This window comes from Mycobacterium sp. RTGN5 (assembly GCF_033804465.1).
Classification (GTDB): domain Bacteria; phylum Actinomycetota; class Actinomycetes; order Mycobacteriales; family Mycobacteriaceae; genus Mycobacterium.
Genome location: NZ_JAPZLA010000002.1, coordinates 286,143 through 304,894, shown reverse-complemented (window position 1 = coordinate 304,894; position 18,752 = coordinate 286,143). Strand labels below are relative to the sequence as shown.

Below are 18,752 nucleotides of genomic sequence, written 5' to 3'. Positions count from 1 at the left end.
GCGTTTGCACGAGCCTACCCGCCATCAACAGCAACGACGCCGCGCCGGATGTCGTCAATGGCGCGTTTCGCGGTGCTCCGCAGACCGGCTTCCGGCCCGGCGTTGCGCACCTGGTCGAGCAGATCGAGCACCTGGCGGCACCACCGCACGAAGTCCCCCGCGGGCAGGGGCGTGCCGCCACCGGCCACATCGGAGGCGGCCAGGGCGGCAGCCAAGTCGCCGGTCGTCGCCCAGCGGTACACAGCGGGGACGAATCCCTCGTCGGGCTCGCGGGTCTGGGTGATCCGGTGCCGATTCTCGTCGGCGCGTAACTGCGCGGACAGCCGCCGCGTCTCGACCAGGGCGCGGCGCACCTTCGGGGTGGGCATGTCGATCGCGTGCGCAGGGGTGGGGCCGTCGCTGCCCCGGGTTTCGAACACCATCGCCGAGAGCGCCGCGGCCAACTCGGCCGGTGCCAGCCCCTTCCAGACTCCGGTGCGCAGGCATTCGGCCACCAGCAGATCGCTCTCGTTGTAGATCCGCGTCAGCAGCCGGCCGTCGGCGGTCACCTTTGGATCTCCATCGCCCTTGGCTCCGTCCATCCCCGGGTCGCTGCGCTCCTGCCCCAAGGTAATAAACCCGCGCTCGGTCAGCAGCCCCACGATCCGGTCGAACGTGCGGGCCAGGGAATTGGTCGCCGCAGTGACCTTGTTGCGGATCTGCTCGTTGTCGCGTTCCACCCGCAGATAGCGCTCACCGATGCGCACCTTGGCTTCCCGGTCGGCCAGCCCGTGCACGGAATGCTTGCGCATCGCCTCGCGCAGCGACAGCAGCTCCGGGTCGAGGTCGGCCGGCTCGTCGCTCTCGCCACGTCGTCTACGGGCGGACGGCACCATCAGCCCGGTCGACGCCGAAAGCAACGCTGAGGCGAGGTCCCGGCGCACCCTCGGCTGGCGATGCTCGACCCGCTTGGGCAGCGACATCGACCCCAGCGGTGCCGTAATTCCGGCGAAGTCAGCAGAGGAAACCCTTCCGGCCCAACGGTTTTCGGTCAACACCAGCGGACGCGGATCGGACGGGTCGTTGGCCGGCTCGAGCACGACGGCTAACCCGCCGCGGCGCCCCTGGTTGATGTTGATGATGTCGCCGCGACGCAACGCGGCCAGCGCATCGGCGGTGACCTGCCTGCGCTGCAGCCGCGACGCCCGGGATTGCGCCCGCTCCCGCTCGCTGATCTTGGCCCGCAGCCGGACGTAGTCGAGGATGGCCGGCTCGCGGTCGGGCTTCGCCCGGCGGTCCCAGTCCATCTCGGCGGCGATCTCGCCGAGCATCTTCTCGCCGCGCTCGACACCGCGGACCAGCCCGACGACCGATCGGTCGGCCTGGAACTGCGCAAACGATCGCTCCAACAGCTCGTGGGCCTGCTCGGGGCCCATCTGGTTCACCAGGTTGATCGTCATGTTGTACGACGGCGCGAACGAACTCTTCAGCGGGAACGTGCGCGTCGAGGCCAGCCCGGCGACCTCGGCAGGCTCCACATCCGGGTGCCACAGCACGACGGCGTGGCCCTCGATATCGATCCCGCGCCGCCCCGCACGCCCGGTCAACTGCGTGTACTCCCCCGGCGTCAGCGGCATGTGCTGTTCGCCGTTGAACTTGATCAGCTTCTCCAGCACCACGGTGCGGGCCGGCATGTTGATGCCCAGCGCCAGCGTCTCCGTCGCGAAGACGGCCTTGACCAGACCGGCGGTGAACAGCTCCTCGACGGTGTGCCGGAACACCGGCAGCATGCCGGCGTGGTGAGCGGCCAGCCCACGCAGCAGGCCCTCACGCCATTCGTAGTAGTCGAGCACCACCAGGTCGGAAACGGCGAGATCGCCACAGCGGCGGTCGATTACCTCGGCGATTCGCTTGCGGTCCTCGTCGTTGGTCAGCCGCAGCGGGCTGCGCAGGCACTGCTTGACCGCGGCATCGCAGCCGGCGCGGGAGAAGATGAACGTGATGGCCGGCAACAGCCCCTCGCGGTCGAGCGAGGCGATCACATCGGGGCGTGCCGTCGGGCGATACAGGCTCGATCGGCCGTTCGGCCGTCCCTGCCCGCGCCGTCGCGGCTCCCAATCGGTGAGCCGTTCGGCCTCACGGCGATGCGCGATGTGCCGGATCAGGTCCGGGTCGACGAGGTGTTGCTTTCCCTCGCCGTCGTAATCGAACAGGTCGAACATCCGCTTGCCGACCAGCACGTGCTGCCACAGCGGCACCGGCCGGTGCTCGTCGACGACGACAGTGGTGTCGCCGCGCACGGTCTGGATCCAGCCACCGAACTCCTCGGCATTGCTGACCGTGGCCGACAGGCTGACCAGCCGCACATCCTCGGGCAGGTGCAGAATCACCTCTTCCCACACCGCGCCGCGCATCCGGTCGGCCAGGAAGTGCACCTCGTCCATCACCACATGCGAAAGTCCATGCAGCGCATCAGATCCGGCGTACAGCATGTTGCGCAGCACCTCGGTGGTCATCACCACCACCGGCGCGTCGCCGTTGATCGACTGGTCACCGGTCAGCAGGCCGATATTCTCCGCGCCGTAGCGGCGCACCAGATCGTTGTGCTTCTGGTTACTCAGCGCCTTGATCGGCGTGGTGTAGAAGCACTTTCGGCCCGCCGCCAACGCCAGATGTACGGCGAACTCGCCGACGACCGTCTTGCCCGCACCGGTCGGTGCGCACACCAGCACGCCGTGGCCGCGTTCGAGTGCCTCACACGCCTGCGACTGGAACGGATCGAGCCGAAACGGCAGCAGCTCGGTGAACTCCCTGAGTTGGGAGCCCAACTCAGGTGATGTCGTCATGCTGTGCCGCGAACGACGCCGGGGCGGCTACCGGAGTGGGCGCCTCGATGGGTGCGGCCTGGTCGTCGGGAATCTCGGCCTGCGCTTCCCGCTTGGCTTTTCGCCGGTCATTGAGACGGGCGATCTGGATCGCGAACTCCAGCAGGACCGTCAGCGCCAGGCCGAGTGCCAGCATCGAGAACGGATCGGAGCCGGGCGTGGCGAACGCGGCGAAGACGAACACCCCGAAGATCAGGCCGCGGCGCCACGACTTGAGCTTGGTGTACGGCAGCATGCCGATCAGATTGAGCATGATGATCAGCAGCGGGAATTCGAAGCTGACGCCGAAGATCAGCAGCAGGTTGATCAGAAAGCCGAAATATTCGTCACCGGACAGCGCGGTGACCTGAACGTCGCTGCCGACCGTCAGCAGAAAGTGCAGTGCCTTGGACAGGACGTAGTAGGCCAGCACCGTGCCGGACATGAACAGCAGTGCCGCGAAGAAGACGAACACCGACGCGAAGCGGCGCTCATTGCGGTATAGGCCGGGGGTGATGAACGACCACAACTGGTGCAGCCACACCGGGCAGGCCAGCACGATGCCTGCGGTCAGACCGACCTTGAGTCGCAGCATGAACTGGTCGAAGGGCGCGGTCGCCAGCAGCCGGCAGCCGCCGTCGGCGCTGATATCGGCACGCGCCGACTGCGGCAGCGAGCAGTAGGGCTCGCGCAACCATTCACCCAGGCTCTCCACCCCGAGGAAGCCGTGGCTGTACCAGAGGAAGCCGATGATGGTGGTCAGCGCGATGGCGCCGATCGAGATCAGCAGGCGGGTCCGCAGCTCCCGGATGTGGTCGACAAGCGACATCGTCCCGTCGGGATTGGTGCGGCTTTTGCGCTGTCGCGGGTCGAGCCGCGACAGGATTTTAGGGGTGCGCACGGCAGCGTCTAACTACGGCGCACGAGCGCCTGATCGTGGTCGGATTCAGGCCGGTTTGGCGTCGGTGTGGCTCTGGGCCGGCGGTGTCACCGGTGCCTCGACGCGCTCGGACTGAACCTGGGTGGGCGGCTGCGCGGGCGTGACGGGAGTATCCGTCTTGCCCTCGGCCTGCAGCTCCTTGACCTCTGACTTGAAGATGCGCATCGACTTGCCCAGCGAGCGAGCAGCGTCAGGCAACCGCTTCGACCCAAAGAGCAGCACGACCACGGCGATGAGAATCAGCCAGTGCCACGGTTGTAGAGCACCCAATTTGGTCACCTCCAGAAGTTGGTTCGATGCTACCCCACCGGCCCCCTGACGAGCCGGGATGCAGGTCAGCCGGTGAGCTCGGCGTAGGCGGCCAGCGCCGACGCCGCCCCCTGGCGCACCCGGGTCACCAACGATTCGGGCTCGAACACCCGGACGTCGGCGCCGAATCCCAGCAGCACCCGGGTCATCCACTCCTCGGAGGCGTAGGTCATGACGGCCTTGTGGTAGCCGTCGGGCAGCTCTTCGACGATCCGCATCGGGTAGTACTCGAGCATCCACGACGCCGCGGGGGCCAGCAGCAGGGTCGCGGCAGGCAGAGAGGGGTCGGCGTCGAACAAGGAGGTGTCCGGCGGTGCCTGCACGGCCGGCTCAGGCGGGACGGCGGCCTGGTCGAGCACGGTCGCCTCGACGATGCGGTCGAAGCGGAACAGTCGCACCCCGTCGGCGTCGGGTGACCAGGCGTTCAGATAGCTGTGATCGCCGACCAGCACCACCCGGATGGGGTCGACGATCCGGCTGGACAGGGTGTCCCGCGACGCCGAGTAGTACTCGATGCGCAGCGCGCGACCGTCGCGGACCGCCGCGCGGACCGCTGCGGCCGTCTCACTTTCGATGGGTGCCCGTTCCTGCACCGCGGCGGCGGCGTGGGTGTGGTCGTGGCTGACGGTGCCCGCCGCCGACTCGATTTTGGCGATCGCGGACAGCGCGGCCTGCGGGTCGACCACACCGGGGATGTCGATCAGCGCGCGCAGCGCCACCAGCAGGCCGGTGGCCTCCGGTGAGGTCAGCCGCAGCGGCTCGTCCATGCCCGCCGAGAACGTCACCTTGATGGTGTCCCCGGAGAATTCGAAGTCGATCAGGTCACCTGGGCCGTAGCCGGGCAGGCCGCACATCCAGAGCTGGTCGAGGTCCTGCTGGAGTTGCTTGCGGCTCACGCCGAGATCGGCGGCGGCCTCGTCGTAGGTGATGCTGGGGTTGGCCTTCAGGTACGGCACCATGTTCAGCAGCCGCACCAAACGCGTGGAAACCGGTGTCATGCGCCCTCTCCCGCCTGTGCTCGCAGCCGCGCCACCACGTCGTCGCGCAGTGCGGCCGGGTCCAGCACCAGGGCGTCGGCTCCGTAGCCCGCGACCTCGCGGGCGAGCCGGTCGCGGGTGCCGATGTCGAGTTCGATGACTTCTCCGGCACGCCCTCCGATAGTGCGTGCGCCGGCCGATCTGCCGTTGCGGCGCAACGACGTTGCGCGGCCATCGGCCACCCACACCGAAGCCTGCACCCCGCTGGGCGCCTCGCTGATGACCTGAGCGACGATCGCCCGCAGGTCGACGCCGTCCGGCCGGGTCACCGATCCCGGCGCCCCAACGGTTTTGATATCGGCGTCGATGCGGGACAACCGAAACGTCCTGGTGGCGTTGCGGTCCCGGTCATGGCCGACCAAGTACCAGCGGCCCTTGTCGGTGACCACGCCCCACGGCTCCACGGTGCGCTCGGTATAGGGATCGGTCGGCAGGGAACGGTGCCGGAATTGCACCGCCTGGCCGGAATTGATGACCGCCAACAGGTTTCCCAGCACATCCTCGGATCCGCGCAGCCCGGTCGGGCCCGCGGCGGTGGTGATCGCGACGGCGGCATCGGGGTCGACGTCGACGCCGGCGGCACGCAATTTCAGCAGCGCACCCTGGGTCGCGGTGATCAGCTCGGGCGACTCCCACAGCTGGGTGGCGATCGCCACGGCGCCCGCCTCCTCGTCGGTCAGCTCGACGTCGGGCAGCGCGTAGGCGTCGCGGTTGATGCGATATCCCTCGGTGGGGTCGAACGCCGAGACCCTGCCGGTCTCCAACGGGATGCCGAGGTCACGCAGCTCGTTTTTGTCGCGTTCGAACATCCGGGAGAACGCTTCGTCGCTCGGGCTCTCGGCATAACCGGCCACATGAGAGCGGATGCGTTCGGCGGTGATGTAGCCGTGAGTGGACAGCAGCGCGATGACGAGATTCATCAACCGCTCGACCTTGGATGTCGCCACTCGGAAGACCTTAGCCGGGATAAACGCGTCGCTCGTGCGGCGCGCTTGTCACATGCTGGCGATGAGCCGCTTGACCCGCTCGTCCACCGAGCGGAAGGGGTCCTTGCACAACACGGTGCGCTGCGCCTGGTCGTTGAGCTTGAGGTGCACCCAGTCCACGGTGAAATCGCGGCCGGCCTCCTGAGCGGCGCTGATGAACTCGCCACGGAGCTTGGCCCGGGTGGTCTGCGGCGGGGTGTCGACGGCGGCCTCGATCTCCTCGTCGGTGGTAATCCGGGTCGCCAGACCCTTGCGCTGCAGCAGATCGAACACGCCGCGGCCGCGCTTGATGTCGTGGTACGCCAGGTCGAGCTGGCTGATCTTGGGGTCGGACAGCTCCATGCTGTAGCGATCCTGGTAGCGCTGGAACAGCTTGCGCTTGATCACCCAGTCAATCTCGGTGTCCACCTTCGCGAAATCCTGGCTCTCGACCGCGTCGAGCTGACGCCCCCACAGGTCGACGACCTGGTCGATCTGGGTGTTGGGCTCGCGGGTCTGCAGGTACTCGACCGCGCGGGCGTAGTACTCGCGCTGGATGTCCAGCGCACTGGCCTGCCGCCCGCCTGCGAGCCGCACCGGCCTGCGGCCGGTCAGGTCGTGGCTGACCTCGCGGATGGCGCGGATCGGGTTGTCCAGCGAGAAATCGCGGAACGCCACACCGGCCTCGATCATCTCCAGCACCAGCGAGGCGGTGCCGACCTTGAGCATGGTCGAGGACTCGCACATGTTGGAGTCGCCGACGATCACATGCAGCCGGCGGTACTTCTCGGCATCGGCGTGCGGTTCGTCGCGGGTGTTGATGATCGGGCGGGATCGGGTGGTCGCGCTGGACACCCCTTCCCAGATGTGTTCGGCGCGCTGTGACAGGCAGAACGTGGCGGCCTTGGGTGTCTGCAACACCTTGCCGGCGCCGCAGATCAGCTGGCGGGTGACCAGGAACGGCAACAGCACATCGGAAATCCGGGAGAACTCCCCCGCGCGCACGATCAGGTAGTTCTCGTGGCAGCCGTAGGAGTTCCCCGCCGAATCGGTGTTGTTCTTGAACAGGTAGATGTCGCCGCCGATGCCCTCGTCGGCCAGGCGCTGTTCGGCGTCGATGAGCAGGTCTTCGAGCACCCGTTCACCAGCGCGGTCGTGAGTGACCAGCTGTATCAGGTTGTCGCACTCGGCGGTGGCGTACTCCGGGTGGCTACCCACGTCGAGGTACAACCGCGCACCGTTGCGTAGGAACACGTTCGAGCTGCGGCCCCACGACACCACCCGGCGGAACAGATACCGGGCTACCTCGTCCGGACTGAGCCGGCGATGGCCGTGGAACGTGCAGGTGACACCGAATTCGGTTTCGATGCCCATGATTCTGCGCTGCACGACACCGAGCCTACTGGTTGGTTTGCGCCAGTGGTGGCCAAGCGGTCAGCGAAACGCGTTCGGAGTGCCTGTGGATTGTTGAGAACGCCGTTCGGCGTGGCGTGCCAGCATGAGCCGTGCCCGAGCCGGTCGCCGTCGATATCGCCACGCTGAGGGCGCTCACGGACCGCCTGACCCGCAGCGCTGACGAACTTGCGGCCATCCCGATACCCGGTCTCGAGGCATTACCGGGTTCTGCGCTGGGCAATGTGGATACGCCCCGGCGTGTCACCGCTGAAGTGCGCCGACTCGGTGCGGCCGTACAGGATTGGGTTTGCTCCGCCCGCCGATCGGTCGACGAACTGGCCGCCGCCGACATCGCCGGCGCCGAACGACTCCCACCGCAGTGACCCACCTGACTGTCGCCCAGGTGCTCACCTGGCGACCGGAGGCGCTGACCGAACTGGCCGACGAGTGGGACAGCGCTGCGGGCCGGCTGCAGGCCCAGGCCGACGCCGTCGACGAGGCGATGGCCGCCACCTCTGGAGTGTTCACCGGGTCCGCCGCGGCTGCGGCCCGCCACGCCATCGGTCCGACCGCCGCAGGATTGCGCCGGATGTGCCGGGCGCTGATCCTGGCCGCCGCGGAAGCCCGGGACGCTGCCGACGTCATCGGTCGCCGCCGGGACCGGGTGCTGGCGGTCTTGGCCGATGCTCGCGGCGAAAGCTGCCCGGTCGCCGACGACGGGACGGTGGGGCGGCCGTCGGAATCGTCGGGGCTGCTGGTGATCTGCAGCGGCGGTTCGGACTCGGCGGCCCTGGCGATGCTCGATGAGCGCGCAGCCGAGCTGACTCGCGTACTGCAGGGCGCGCTGAGCGCGCTCGGCGCGGCCGACGCCGAAGCCGCGGGGGCGATCGACGCGGCGTTCGACGCCGCGGCGCTCGCCCCCGCGGCGGTCCGGCCGGCCGGGGCTTCCGGCAATCCGGTCGCCGACTGGCCGCACATGAGCCAGGACAGCATCGCCGGTCAGATCGCCGCGATGTCGGAGGCCCAGCGGCAGCGCCTGATCGAACAGAGGCCCCACGAGGTCGGCAACACCGATGGTGTGCCTTGGGAGATGCGCATCGCGGCCAACCGGATCAACATCGCCAACGCGATCCTCGACGAACGCCGCACCCTCGCTGCGCCCGAGGAGGTGAAGCTACGCGCCGCCGTCGCGCCCACCCTGGACCCCGCCGACGCCGAACGACTCTGGGCGACAATGCACGTCGATCCGGCACTGCGGGCCGCAACCATCGCCGGCTATGACCGCAACGCCCGCCACCTCGTCGAGTACTACGAGACGCTGCTCGCCGACGTCCCCGATCCGCTGGACCGCGCCCGCCGGGTGCCGCGACAGATCCTGGCGTTCGACCCCGAGCGGGAATCCCTCATCGAGTTGTCCGGCGACCTCGGCCGGGCCCACGCGCTGGCGGTGCTGGTGCCAGGGCTGAACACCACCTTCGACGGTTCAGCCGACGATGTCGCGACCGCACGGCGATTCGTCGCCGGCTCCGGCGGCGACGTGGCGATGATCAGTTACCTCGGCGGGCATTTCCCGACGGGCCCGCTGGTCGCCGGTGTCGCCGACGCGGCCGACCCCCGCCATGCCTTGCAGATGGCTCCGCGGTTGGTGGCGTTCAGCGAGGATGTGGAACGACGGGCGGGGGGAATCCCGGTGACCTACGTTGGGCACTCCTACGGCGGGTCGATCCTGGGCACTGCCGAACTTTTTGGCCTGACCGCCGATCGGGTGGTCTACGTCGAGGCCGCCGGAGCCGGTGTGGGAGTTCATGATCCGTCGGACTGGCACAACCGCAACCCCGCGGTGCTGCGATTTTCCATGACGGCGCCCGGCGATCCGATCGCCCTGGTGCAGGGCATCCCGTTCGGGCCGCACGGCGCAGACCCGGACCAGATGCCCGGGGTCATCCAGTTGGATACCGGACGCCGCCTCACGGGTGCGCCGATGGCCGGGCCCTCGGCACACAGCGACGTCATCAACGAGCCGTCCGACGCGTGGCACAACATCTTGGCGGTCATCACCGGCGACCGACGTGGCATTCGCGTGAGGAGCTGATTCCATCAGGTGTCCGACATCGACTACTCAGTCGACGAACCGAGGATTCGAGTAGCCCCCTACTCTGTCGACCCACCACCGATGCGAGCCATCATCATCTGATGACAACCACGGAAGCCAAGAACAACGTTCCGACTGAAACAAGTTGGGCAAGAGGCAATTCTGTGCGCATCGCGAGGTCGAACGGTGGCCGACTTCGCCTGACGCTCGCTGCCGCCGCGTCACTCGTTCACGACCAAGGAGAGGTCGCAGCCGCACTGTTGGCACTGCCGCTACGCACAGTCCGCGACGACGCCCGGGCATCGAACCTGATCAGATGTTTGGACAAGCTCGATTCCGCCTACTATGACGCACTCGCGCCCATCCTCGACAGCACACCGGAGCTGAAGGCACAGTTCACTCAGCTCGTCCTCGATGCATCCTGGCTGGCGGCGCAGGCAACGACCGGTCGGGCAGACGGCACGGCCGACGACTCCGTCTCGGCGGACCGCCTCATCGACGAAGGAACGGCTCTCGCGACCGCCCTCGCGACCGCCACCGATGACGCGGACCTTGCCTCGACGCTGCACGAAGCCGTCGAACTCAGCGATCAACTCCGAGGCGTCCACTTCGAAGGCCTGTCCGCACATCTCAAGACATTGCGCGACTTTCGGGATCCCGTCGTGCTCGAGGGCGGCGCAGGCACCGATCACATCGATGTTCGCGGCGGGATCCGAGTCCTCGACTCACCATCCTGGCTCACTGCATCGGACGAGATATTCAAGCAGGCCATCGATGTCGGCAGCCTCCTGGAAGAGGCCATGCGCCGCGAGGAAGCCGAGAAGCAGATCACGCGCAAGGCGGCCGAAATCGGCGCCGGCGCACCGCGGGGTTCATTGCGCACCGCAGGCAGTGGCTTCGTCATTCGCTACGCCGACCACAACATTTACTTCAGCAATAAGACTGGAGCACACGAAGTTCACGGTGACATTCTGGCCAAATACAAGTCCGCCAACGGTATCGGGCAGCTCGGATTGCCGACGACGGACGAGACGGGCACTCCCGACGGCATTGGCCGCTACAACCACTTTGAGATGGGCTCCATCTACTGGACCCCCGATACCGGTCCGATGATCATCACCGGTCTGGTCCGTGCCCGATGGGCGGCGGCCGGGTGGGAAAACGGCCCGCTCGGCTACCCTGTCGCCGACACCTATCGGGTCCCGGGTCTCTATCCAGCGGACAATCCCAAAGTGGCGTGGTCGCTGTTCCAGAACGGCGCGATGATCGCCACTGCCGACGGTGTGAAAGAGGCTGTAGTGGCCAATCTTTCACCCGACCGGCTCCGCACCATGTTTCGGAAGTTCGTCGATGACGGTGTTCACCGGGCGGGGCAGAGTCTCGGCCTGCATCCCCAAACCGAAATCGTCGAGGTGTCACCGTGGAGTTACGGCTTCTGGGCCGCTTCGCCTCGGCTCGTGACGATCGCACTTCATGGATTCCGCGACAACGGACTGTTGCCGGATACCGATTTCGATATCACGATGCGTCTGCGATTCAGTCTGGTCTGGCTGCCCGCATTCACCGCACCGGCAGCGAAAACCCTTATCGCAGCTCTGGACTGGCATCGGGTGACCGCCAGCGGCATTGCCAGCGGCCAGATCGCCAACGGAGTCTACAACGGGCTCGCAACAGCATTCTGGCGCGGGAGCGCCGACCCCGTTCACCCAGAGGTGCCCGACGGCGCGGTGTTCATCGCCAGCATTCCGACGGGGATAGACCAGACCGGCAACGGCAACGTCGACGTCATCGACGTCCTGACGACGTCGCAGGGCGGACTCCAGGTTCTGGTCAATCCGCTCCCGCCGTTCATTGGCGAGTTCCGCCGCCAGCAGGCACAGCGAGCCATTGACAATCTCGGATTCTGACAACCCACACAACAACCGAAGGGGGACAAGAAATGCCTATCGAACCACCGCTCATCGGCATTTGCGTAGGCGGCGAGCTGAATGGAATGCGGGTGTACGACATGTCGGACGTCATCGCCTGCCGAAGTTCGGGTGGCGAAGTCACCCCTGCCTCCAGTGCGCCACCACCTCGGGTCATGCAATCGCTGTTCACGGAACATGTGTCGTCGCCCGACGAACCATCCGAGAATTCCACCGAAGCCAATATTCTCTATTTTCCGCTCTGCAACATGCACCGTCGCTTCCCCGATTCGCCGATCGCGAGGACACTTGACGAGCTCGATGTCGACGCGACACGAGACCTCACCCGGATCCTCAAGGAGGACAACCAACTCCGGAGCAGGGTTCTCCGATTCGTGTTGGATGTGACGTACGTCGTGGCGAAGGCGACCGCCCTCGAGCCCACCGCCGGCGCGACGCCCGCGCCGCCTATACCCGCCGACCTGATCGCCAACGGCCGGGAACTCGGCGACATCCTCGCGTCGCGGGTCAGCGATCAGAACGTTGCGGACACTTTCGCCCAACTCATCGACAAGAGCCTGCAACTCGACGGTACGAACGTGCTGGACGTCATCCGCATACTTTCTACCGACCACCCGACGGCAGCCAGCTGAAATCACTTGCTAGCGGGGCAAATCCCTGGTCGTGTAGGGATGGCCACCGAAGGATTCGATCGCCGCATACGTCGGTTCGAATTGTCCGGTTCCGTCGCCGCCGTTCGCGCTCTTGTACGTGCCGACGATGGTGATCGTCCCGTTCGGGTTGTACGTGTACGCCGCGGCGCCCGAATCGCCATGGTCGCCGGGATATCCGTCGGACCGGTCGCTACGCACCGACACCACGCAGGTGCTGGATCCTTTGTTGGGTGCGCAGTGCGACGTCGCACCGACATCGACCACGTGACCACAGACTTCGTGCAACGTCGCCGTCAGCTCGTTCTGCCCACTGTGGCAAACACGTTGTCCCACCGTGATTTCGCCTGCCTCCGCATAATCGGTGGCGATCAGCCGGGTGCCGTCCGACAGCTCCACGACGGGCGCCAGCTTGTCGTCGACGGGGCCGATGACGGCCACGTCGACGTTGCCGGTCGTCTTCAGCACCGGAACCTGCGGGTTGGACGGCATCGGGAAGTTCTTGGTGGGCGTGAATTCCACCTGACCGGTTTCCACCGCGTCCGGGGTGCTGGTGTCGCGCGCCAGATGGTCGACGGTCAGGTGGCCGATGACCGAACCGGAGTCGTCGGCCCATCCGTAGCCAATGGTGCCCAGTCCCCCGGCTCCCTCGGCAGCGAATCCACCACTGACATAAGCGGACTCGTCAATGTCCGGCACCGGCGCGTCGGCCGGATCCGGGGTAGCGTCAGACTCTTTGGCCGGCGAATCCTCGGCCGGTGCCTCAGCCTCAGCGACCGACACGGTGGCCTGTGACTCGGAAGCCGGCGAATCGGATTTGCCGGCGCAGCCGCCCAGCACGACAACCATCGCCGCCATGACCGCTGCCGCCCGCAACCGACTACCCATGCTCGACGAAGAACCTTGCCGCACTGCGAATCGACTCCGCCACGGGCTCCGGCTGCCAGCCCAGTTCACGCTCGGCCTTGCTGTGATCCAGCGGCGACATCAGTTGCGCCATCCGAATTCCGGCCACCGCGAAGGGCAGGTCGCGGCGCAGCAGCCGGGACGCGAGGTCGTTGGCGTGGGCGCCGGCGTAGAGCAGCGGCAACGGAATCTTGATGCGCGGCCGGGTGGCTCCGACGGCGTCAGCGGCGATCTCGTGCACCTCGCGGGTGCTCAGGTACCGATCGGAGATGATGTACCGCTCCCCTGCCCGGCCTCGCTCGGCCGCGAGAAGCATTGCGCGCGCGGCATCTTCGATGCCGACGACCTCCGAGGAGAAACCGAGGTAGAACGGGAAGCGACCGGCAGCGACCTGCGCGACGAGCGAGCCGTGTGGCGTCGGCTGCCAGTCGCCGGGCCCGTAGGTGGTCGAGATGCACAGCGCGACGGCGGGCAACCCCTTGTCGCGGGCGTAGCTCAGCACCAGGTCCTCGGCCTGGACCCGGGCCTCGATGTACGGGCCGCCACCGGTCCAATTGTGCGGGTCGGCCTCGGTGACGGGCTTACCGTCGCCGATCGCCAATGTGCCTGTGGTGCTGGTGAAGACGAACTTGCTCAGCCCGGCGTCAACGGCGGCGTCCAGCACGTGGCGCAGGCCCTCGACATTCGTCCGGAACAGCGGGGCCGGATCGCGCAACCACATCCTGGCGTCGACCACGCAGTAATAGACGACATCGCAGCCGTTCATCGCGGAACGCAGCGCCTCGTCGTCGAAGATGTCGCCGTAGTGCCGTTCGACGTCGAGGTCGTCGATACCTTTCGTCGAACTGGTCTTGCGGACCATCACTCTCACGTCAGCGCCACTGGCGACCAGCTGGCGCGTCACATGCGAGCCGAGGAACCCACTGGCCCCGATGACGAGTTGAGTCAGGAGTCTTCCCCTGCGGCAGGCTCATCTGCAGGGGCGGCGTCGGCCTTGGGCAGAAGCGCATCGAGCGCCGAGCCGGTGATCCGCCGGAACGCCCGTCGCGGCCGCTTGGAGTCCAGGATGGCGACTTCGAGTGTGGCGGGGCTCAGCACGCGCGGCTCGGCGGCCGGCGTAGCGCTACTGCCGCTACTGGTGCTGCCGGTGCCGTTGATGCCTGCCTGCAACGCTTCGAGGGCGATCCGGACCGCATCACCAAGTGCGGGATTCTCGGTGTAGGACTCCTTGAGCGCGGTGATGATCGGTTCGGTAGTGCCGCCCATGACGACGAAATGCGGTTCGTCGGCGATCGAGCCGTCATAGGTGATGCGGTACAGCTCAGGGGGTTTCGTTTCGCCGTAGTGGGCCACCTCGGCCACACACAGTTCCACCTCGTACGGCTTGGCCTGCTCGGTGAAGATCGTCCCGAGGGTCTGCGCGTAGACGTTGGCGAGCTGACGGCCCGTCACATCGCGACGGTCGTAGGCGTAGCCGCGGGTGTCGGCGAATTGAATACCGCCCCGGCGCAGGTTGTCGAACTCGTTGAACCGGCCGACGGCCGCGAAGCCGATCCGGTCATAGAGCTCACTGACCTTCTGCAGTGACCGCGATGGGTTCTCCGCCACGAACAAGACGCCGGAGTCGTAAGCGAGCACGACCACGCTGCGGCCCCGGGCAATGCCCTTGCGCGCAAGTTCGGAACGCTCACGCATCGCCTGCTCAGGCGAGATGAAATATGGGAAGCTCACTTAGTCCACCCGCGGTGCTTCGTTGCTGGGGCCACTGCCGGGCCCGAATGAGTTGGTCTGGGAACGCTTTTCGATCACCTCACGCGCCAGCGCCGCAATCCGCTGCTCGGGCACGTCGGCGGCGCCTTCGGCCTCGATGGTGACGGCGGTCGGGAAGATGCCGCGCACCAGATCCGGACCACCGGTCGCGGAGTCGTCGTCGGCGGCGTCGTAGAGGGCCTCGACGGCCGCCCGCAACGCCGAATCAGCATCGGTGACAGCGGAATACAGCTTCTTGATCGATGACTTGGCGAAGATCGAGCCGGAGCCGACCGAGTGGTAGCCCTCTTCCTCGATGTTCCAGCCGCCGGCGGCGTCGAACGACACGATCCGCCCCGCGCCCACCGGGTTCGAATCGTCGAGGTCGTAACCCACCAGCAGCGGCAGTGCGACGAATCCCTGCAGTGCCGCACCGAGATTGCCGCGCACCATAGTCGAGAGTCGGTTCACCTTGCCGGGGAACGTCAGCGGGACGCCCTCGACCTTCTCGTAGTGCTCCAGCTCGACCGCGTACAGCCGCGCGAACTCGACGGCGATGGCCGCAGTGCCGGCGATGCCGGTGGCTGTGTAGTCGTCGGTGATGTACACCTTCTGCACGTCGCGGCCGGCGATCATGTTGCCCTGCGTCGAGCGGCGATCACCGGCGATCAGCACCCCGCCCGGATATTTCAGCGCGACGATCGTGGTGCCATGCGGCAGCGCGTCACCGGGCAGCACACCGGTCGCGCCGGTGCTGGTCGGCAGCAACTGCGGAGCTTCCCGTCGCAGGAAATCGGAAAACGAGGATAGATCCGTAAGGGGTGAACTAGTGGCCAGGCGATCGGAAAAAGGCCAGGTCACTGTCCGCCCTTTTGGACATATGCGCGCACGAAATCCTCGGCGTTCTCCTCCAGGACATCATCGATCTCGTCCAGCAGGTCGTCGGTCTCCTCGGCAAGCTTGTCGCGACGCTCCTGGCCGCCGGCGCCGTTGCTGGAGACGTCGTCATCCTCGCCGCCACCGCCCCCGCGCTTGGTCTGCTCTTGAGCCATCGCTGCCTCCTGCTCGTTATCGGCGACTGTGTCGTGCCATTCGGCCGGGCCGCCGGTCCCTTCACACTACCGGTCGAGTCCGGTAATGCTCCCTCTAACGAATGTCAGGTCGTGAGTTGTTCCACGAGTTGCGCTGCGGTGTCGACCGAATCGAGCAAGGCACCCACGTGGGCTTTACTGCCTCGCAGGGGCTCGAGAGTCGGAATGCGCACCAGCGAATCCCCGCCCAGATCGAAGATCACCGAGTCCCAGCTCGCCGCCGCGATGTCCGCACCGAACCGGCGCAGGCATTCGCCGCGGAAGTACGCCCGGGTGTCGGTCGGCGGGTTGTCGACGGCATCGATCACCTGTTGCTCGGTGACGAGACGTTTCATCGATCCCCGCGCCACCAGCCGGTTGTAGAGACCCTTGTCGAGCCGTACATCGGAGTACTGCAGGTCGACCAGATGCAGGCGCGGCGCCGACCAGCCGAGGTTTTCCCGCTGCCGGAAGCCTTCCAGCAGCCGCAGCTTGGCCGGCCAGTCCAGCAGCTCCGCACACTCCATCGGATCGCGTTCCAGCAGGTCAAGCACGTGCGCCCAGGTTTCGACGACCCGCGAGGCGGTCGGATCAGGGTCCCGGGCGTCGACCAGCTTGGCCACCCGCTCCAGGTAGATGCGCTGCATGGCCAGCGCGGTCAGCTCGCGGCCGTCGGCCAGCGCCACCGTGGCCCGCAGCGACGGGTCCCTGCTGATCACGTGCACTGCATGCACCGGGCGGGCCAGCGCCAGATCCGAGAGATCCAGGCCGAATTGGGGGCCTTCCTCGATCAGATCGAGTACCAGCGACGCGGTGCCCACCTTCAGATACGTCGACGTCTCAGCGAGGTTGGCGTCGCCGATGATGACGTGGAGCCGCCGGTATTTGTCGGCATCGGCATGCGGCTCGTCGCGGGTGTTGATGATGCCGCGCTTGAGGGTGGTCTCCAGCCCGACCTCGACCTCGATGTAGTCGGCACGCTGGGATAGCTGGAAACCGGGCTCGTCACCGGAGGGCCCGATACCGACCCGGCCCGAACCCGAGACCACCTGACGGGACACCAGGAACGGCGTGAACCCCGAGATGATCGCCGAGAACGGTGTCTGGCGGCTCATCAGATAGTTCTCGTGCGTGCCGTAGGAGGCACCCTTGCCATCGACGTTGTTCTTGTACAACTGCAGCTTGGCCGCGCCGGGCACGCTGGCGACGTGCCGGGCCGCGGCCTCCATGACCCGCTCGCCGGCCTTGTCCCAGATCACCGCGTCCATGGGATCGGTGACCTCGGGAGCCGAGTACTCCGGGTGAGCATGGTCGACGTAGAGCCGGGCGCCGTTGGTCAGGATCATGTTGGCGGCGCCGACCTCGTCGGCGTCGACCACCGGCGGCGGCCCCGCGGACCGGCTGAGGTCGAACCCTCGCGCGTCGCGCAGCGGTGACTCCACCTCATAATCCCAACGGGTGCGCTTGGCGCGCTGAATACCTGCGGCCGCGGCGTATGCCAGCACCGCTTGCGTCGAGGTCAGGATCGGATTGGCAGTCGGATCGGACGGCGAAGAGATGCCGTATTCGACCTCGGTCCCGATGATCCTGTGCATGGCCGCCAGCCTACGGGGCCTGGGACAGGTGGTGTCGCGCGCCTCGCGCGTGGATAAGGAGACTTCCCGCTAGGGTGACCTCACCCGCCGCGTCCGTAGAAAGAGTCTCCACATCGGAGCCACGCAACGATGACATCACCCGACCGCTACGCCGAAGAGCGGTGGTTTCTGGTTCGAGGACTTCCGGCGGTGGTGCGCCGCGGCGCCCTGATCCGGCGCGTGTGGGGTCGCTCGGCTCCCGCGCTGGCTGGTTTGTCGGTGATCGCCGCCAACTCCATTCTGGTGGTGGCGTTGTCGGGCAAGCACACCATCGACATCGACGGCCATCCGACCGTCACCGAGGGATTCCTGCTCGCGCTGGTGGTCCTGGTGCTTCCGGTGGCGGGACTGGCCGGCTGGCTGGTGGCGCGGATCAGTACCCCGCTCAAGCGGGTGGCTGCTGCCAACGTCTGTCTGGCGGTGATCGTCCTCGGCTGCGTTTTCGGCGGTCCCAGCCCGCGGGTGTTCGTGAATCTGGTCATGTCGGCGATCGCCATCGGCGTCATCGTGGTGGCCACGGCCTCCGGCGTCGGCTCGATTCTGGGCTGGGCAGCCCGTGACACGATGTCGAACCTCGCGCTGGCCAGCGGCATGTTCGTCCGGGCGTTGCCGGTCGTGCTGCTCACGTTCCTGGTGTTCTTCAACACCTATGTCTGGTTGATGGCAGCGATCGTCAGCCGCCAACGACTGTGGCTGGCCCTCGGCTTCCTGTTCCTGATCGCCTCGGCATTCCTGATCTCGAGCACGCTGGAGCGCGTCCGCCCGATCCTCGAGGCACCCGAGCCCCCGATCGAGGACCAGGATCGCCTGGCCGGCACGCCATTCGAAGGCATTGCCGACGAGCCCGGCGCCGATCTGCTGTCGCGGACCGAACGCGCCAATGTGGTGTTCGTCGTCGCCGCCTCACAAGTGGGTCAGGTGCTGACCGTTGCGGTGGCCACCGGCTCGATCTTCCTGGTGCTCGGGCTGATCGTCGTCAGCCCGCCACTGCTGGATTCGTGGACGCGCGGCGCGGGCAGCAACGACGGCCACATCCTCGGCATGACACTGCCCATTCCCGATCCCCTCATTCAAACGACGATGATGCTGACCGCCATCACATTCATGTATTTGGCGGCAAAGGCGGTGACCGACAAGGAATATCGCTCACAATTCCTCGACCCGCTGCTGGCGGATTTGCGCCGCACATTGGTGGCGCGAGACCGGTACCGCTCGACCCGCAAGGGCCGCTGAC

At 66.8% G+C, this 18,752-nt stretch carries 17 protein-coding genes; 5 read left to right on the top strand and 12 right to left on the bottom strand.

Going from position 1 to position 18,752, the window contains the following annotated elements; all coding sequences use genetic code 11:
- Positions 1 to 14: 14 nt before the first annotated feature.
- The 6 genes from SLQ31_RS14045 to pafA form a co-directional block, all read right to left on the bottom strand.
- Positions 15 to 2,825: an RNA helicase gene (locus tag SLQ31_RS14045; RefSeq protein ID WP_319433552.1), complete on the bottom strand. Its 2,811-nt coding sequence runs from the start codon at positions 2,823 to 2,825 to the stop codon at positions 15 to 17.
- Entirely contained in the window at positions 2,809 to 3,672 is an 864-nt protein-coding gene (gene tatC, locus SLQ31_RS14040; protein ID WP_413642292.1) for a twin-arginine translocase subunit TatC, read from the bottom strand. The genes SLQ31_RS14045 and tatC overlap by 17 nt, the downstream gene beginning before the upstream one ends.
- A 117-nt stretch (positions 3,673 to 3,789) precedes the next feature.
- On the bottom strand, positions 3,790 to 4,053 hold the full coding sequence (tatA, locus tag SLQ31_RS14035) for a Sec-independent protein translocase subunit TatA (RefSeq protein WP_319434646.1): 264 nt from the start codon (positions 4,051 to 4,053) through the stop codon (positions 3,790 to 3,792).
- 65 nt (positions 4,054 to 4,118) lie between these two features.
- Positions 4,119 to 5,090 (bottom strand): YafY family protein, encoded by a 972-nt coding sequence (locus SLQ31_RS14030; protein WP_319433548.1) that lies wholly within the window; start codon positions 5,088 to 5,090, stop codon positions 4,119 to 4,121.
- Positions 5,087 to 6,076, bottom strand: a complete 990-nt coding sequence (locus SLQ31_RS14025; RefSeq protein WP_319433546.1) for a YafY family protein — start codon at positions 6,074 to 6,076, stop codon at positions 5,087 to 5,089. Before SLQ31_RS14025 ends, SLQ31_RS14030 begins: the two co-directional genes overlap by 4 nt.
- Before the next feature lie 48 nt (positions 6,077 to 6,124).
- Positions 6,125 to 7,483 (bottom strand): Pup--protein ligase, encoded by a 1,359-nt coding sequence (gene pafA / locus SLQ31_RS14020; RefSeq protein WP_319433544.1) that lies wholly within the window; start codon positions 7,481 to 7,483, stop codon positions 6,125 to 6,127.
- Between the two features lie 116 nt (positions 7,484 to 7,599).
- Here pafA and SLQ31_RS14015 point away from each other — a divergent pair, with 116 nt between their 5' ends.
- The 4 genes from SLQ31_RS14015 to SLQ31_RS14000 all read left to right on the top strand — a co-directional run bounded on the left by SLQ31_RS14015 (position 7,600) and on the right by SLQ31_RS14000 (position 12,141).
- Positions 7,600 to 7,872, top strand: a complete 273-nt coding sequence (locus SLQ31_RS14015; protein WP_319433542.1) for a hypothetical protein — start codon at positions 7,600 to 7,602, stop codon at positions 7,870 to 7,872.
- On the top strand, positions 7,869 to 9,581 hold the full coding sequence (locus SLQ31_RS14010) for an alpha/beta hydrolase (protein ID WP_319433540.1): 1,713 nt from the start codon (positions 7,869 to 7,871) through the stop codon (positions 9,579 to 9,581). Before SLQ31_RS14015 ends, SLQ31_RS14010 begins: the two co-directional genes overlap by 4 nt.
- Before the next feature lie 101 nt (positions 9,582 to 9,682).
- Complete coding sequence (locus tag SLQ31_RS14005; RefSeq protein WP_319433538.1) at positions 9,683 to 11,488, top strand: hypothetical protein; 1,806 nt, start codon at positions 9,683 to 9,685, stop codon at positions 11,486 to 11,488.
- A gap of 32 nt (positions 11,489 to 11,520) precedes the next feature.
- Entirely contained in the window at positions 11,521 to 12,141 is a 621-nt protein-coding gene (locus SLQ31_RS14000) for a hypothetical protein (RefSeq protein ID WP_319433536.1), read from the top strand.
- Between the two features lie 9 nt (positions 12,142 to 12,150).
- Here SLQ31_RS14000 and SLQ31_RS13995 read toward each other — a convergent pair whose 3' ends face one another.
- The 6 genes from SLQ31_RS13995 to dop form a co-directional block, all read right to left on the bottom strand.
- Positions 12,151 to 13,047 carry a hypothetical protein gene (locus SLQ31_RS13995; protein ID WP_319433535.1) on the bottom strand — a complete coding sequence of 299 codons (897 nt, stop codon included), beginning with the start codon at positions 13,045 to 13,047 and terminating at the stop codon, positions 12,151 to 12,153.
- The gene (locus SLQ31_RS13990; protein WP_319434644.1) at positions 13,040 to 14,014 is read right to left on the bottom strand and encodes an NAD-dependent epimerase/dehydratase family protein; all 975 of its coding nucleotides are present in this window, start codon (positions 14,012 to 14,014) and stop codon (positions 13,040 to 13,042) included. The genes SLQ31_RS13995 and SLQ31_RS13990 overlap by 8 nt, the downstream gene beginning before the upstream one ends.
- Entirely contained in the window at positions 14,011 to 14,796 is a 786-nt protein-coding gene (prcA, locus tag SLQ31_RS13985; protein WP_319433533.1) for a proteasome subunit alpha, read from the bottom strand. The genes SLQ31_RS13990 and prcA overlap by 4 nt, the downstream gene beginning before the upstream one ends.
- A complete protein-coding gene (gene prcB / locus SLQ31_RS13980) occupies positions 14,797 to 15,675 on the bottom strand; it encodes a proteasome subunit beta (protein ID WP_319433531.1) in 879 nt (292 codons plus the stop codon).
- On the bottom strand, positions 15,672 to 15,866 hold the full coding sequence (locus SLQ31_RS13975) for a ubiquitin-like protein Pup (RefSeq protein WP_319433529.1): 195 nt from the start codon (positions 15,864 to 15,866) through the stop codon (positions 15,672 to 15,674). The genes prcB and SLQ31_RS13975 overlap by 4 nt, the downstream gene beginning before the upstream one ends.
- Positions 15,867 to 15,970: 104 nt before the next feature.
- Complete coding sequence (gene dop / locus SLQ31_RS13970; protein WP_319433527.1) at positions 15,971 to 17,479, bottom strand: depupylase/deamidase Dop; 1,509 nt, start codon at positions 17,477 to 17,479, stop codon at positions 15,971 to 15,973.
- 129 nt (positions 17,480 to 17,608) lie between these two features.
- Here dop and SLQ31_RS13965 point away from each other — a divergent pair, with 129 nt between their 5' ends.
- Complete coding sequence (locus SLQ31_RS13965; protein WP_319433526.1) at positions 17,609 to 18,751, top strand: hypothetical protein; 1,143 nt, start codon at positions 17,609 to 17,611, stop codon at positions 18,749 to 18,751.
- The last annotated feature ends 1 nt before the right edge of the window (position 18,752 follow it).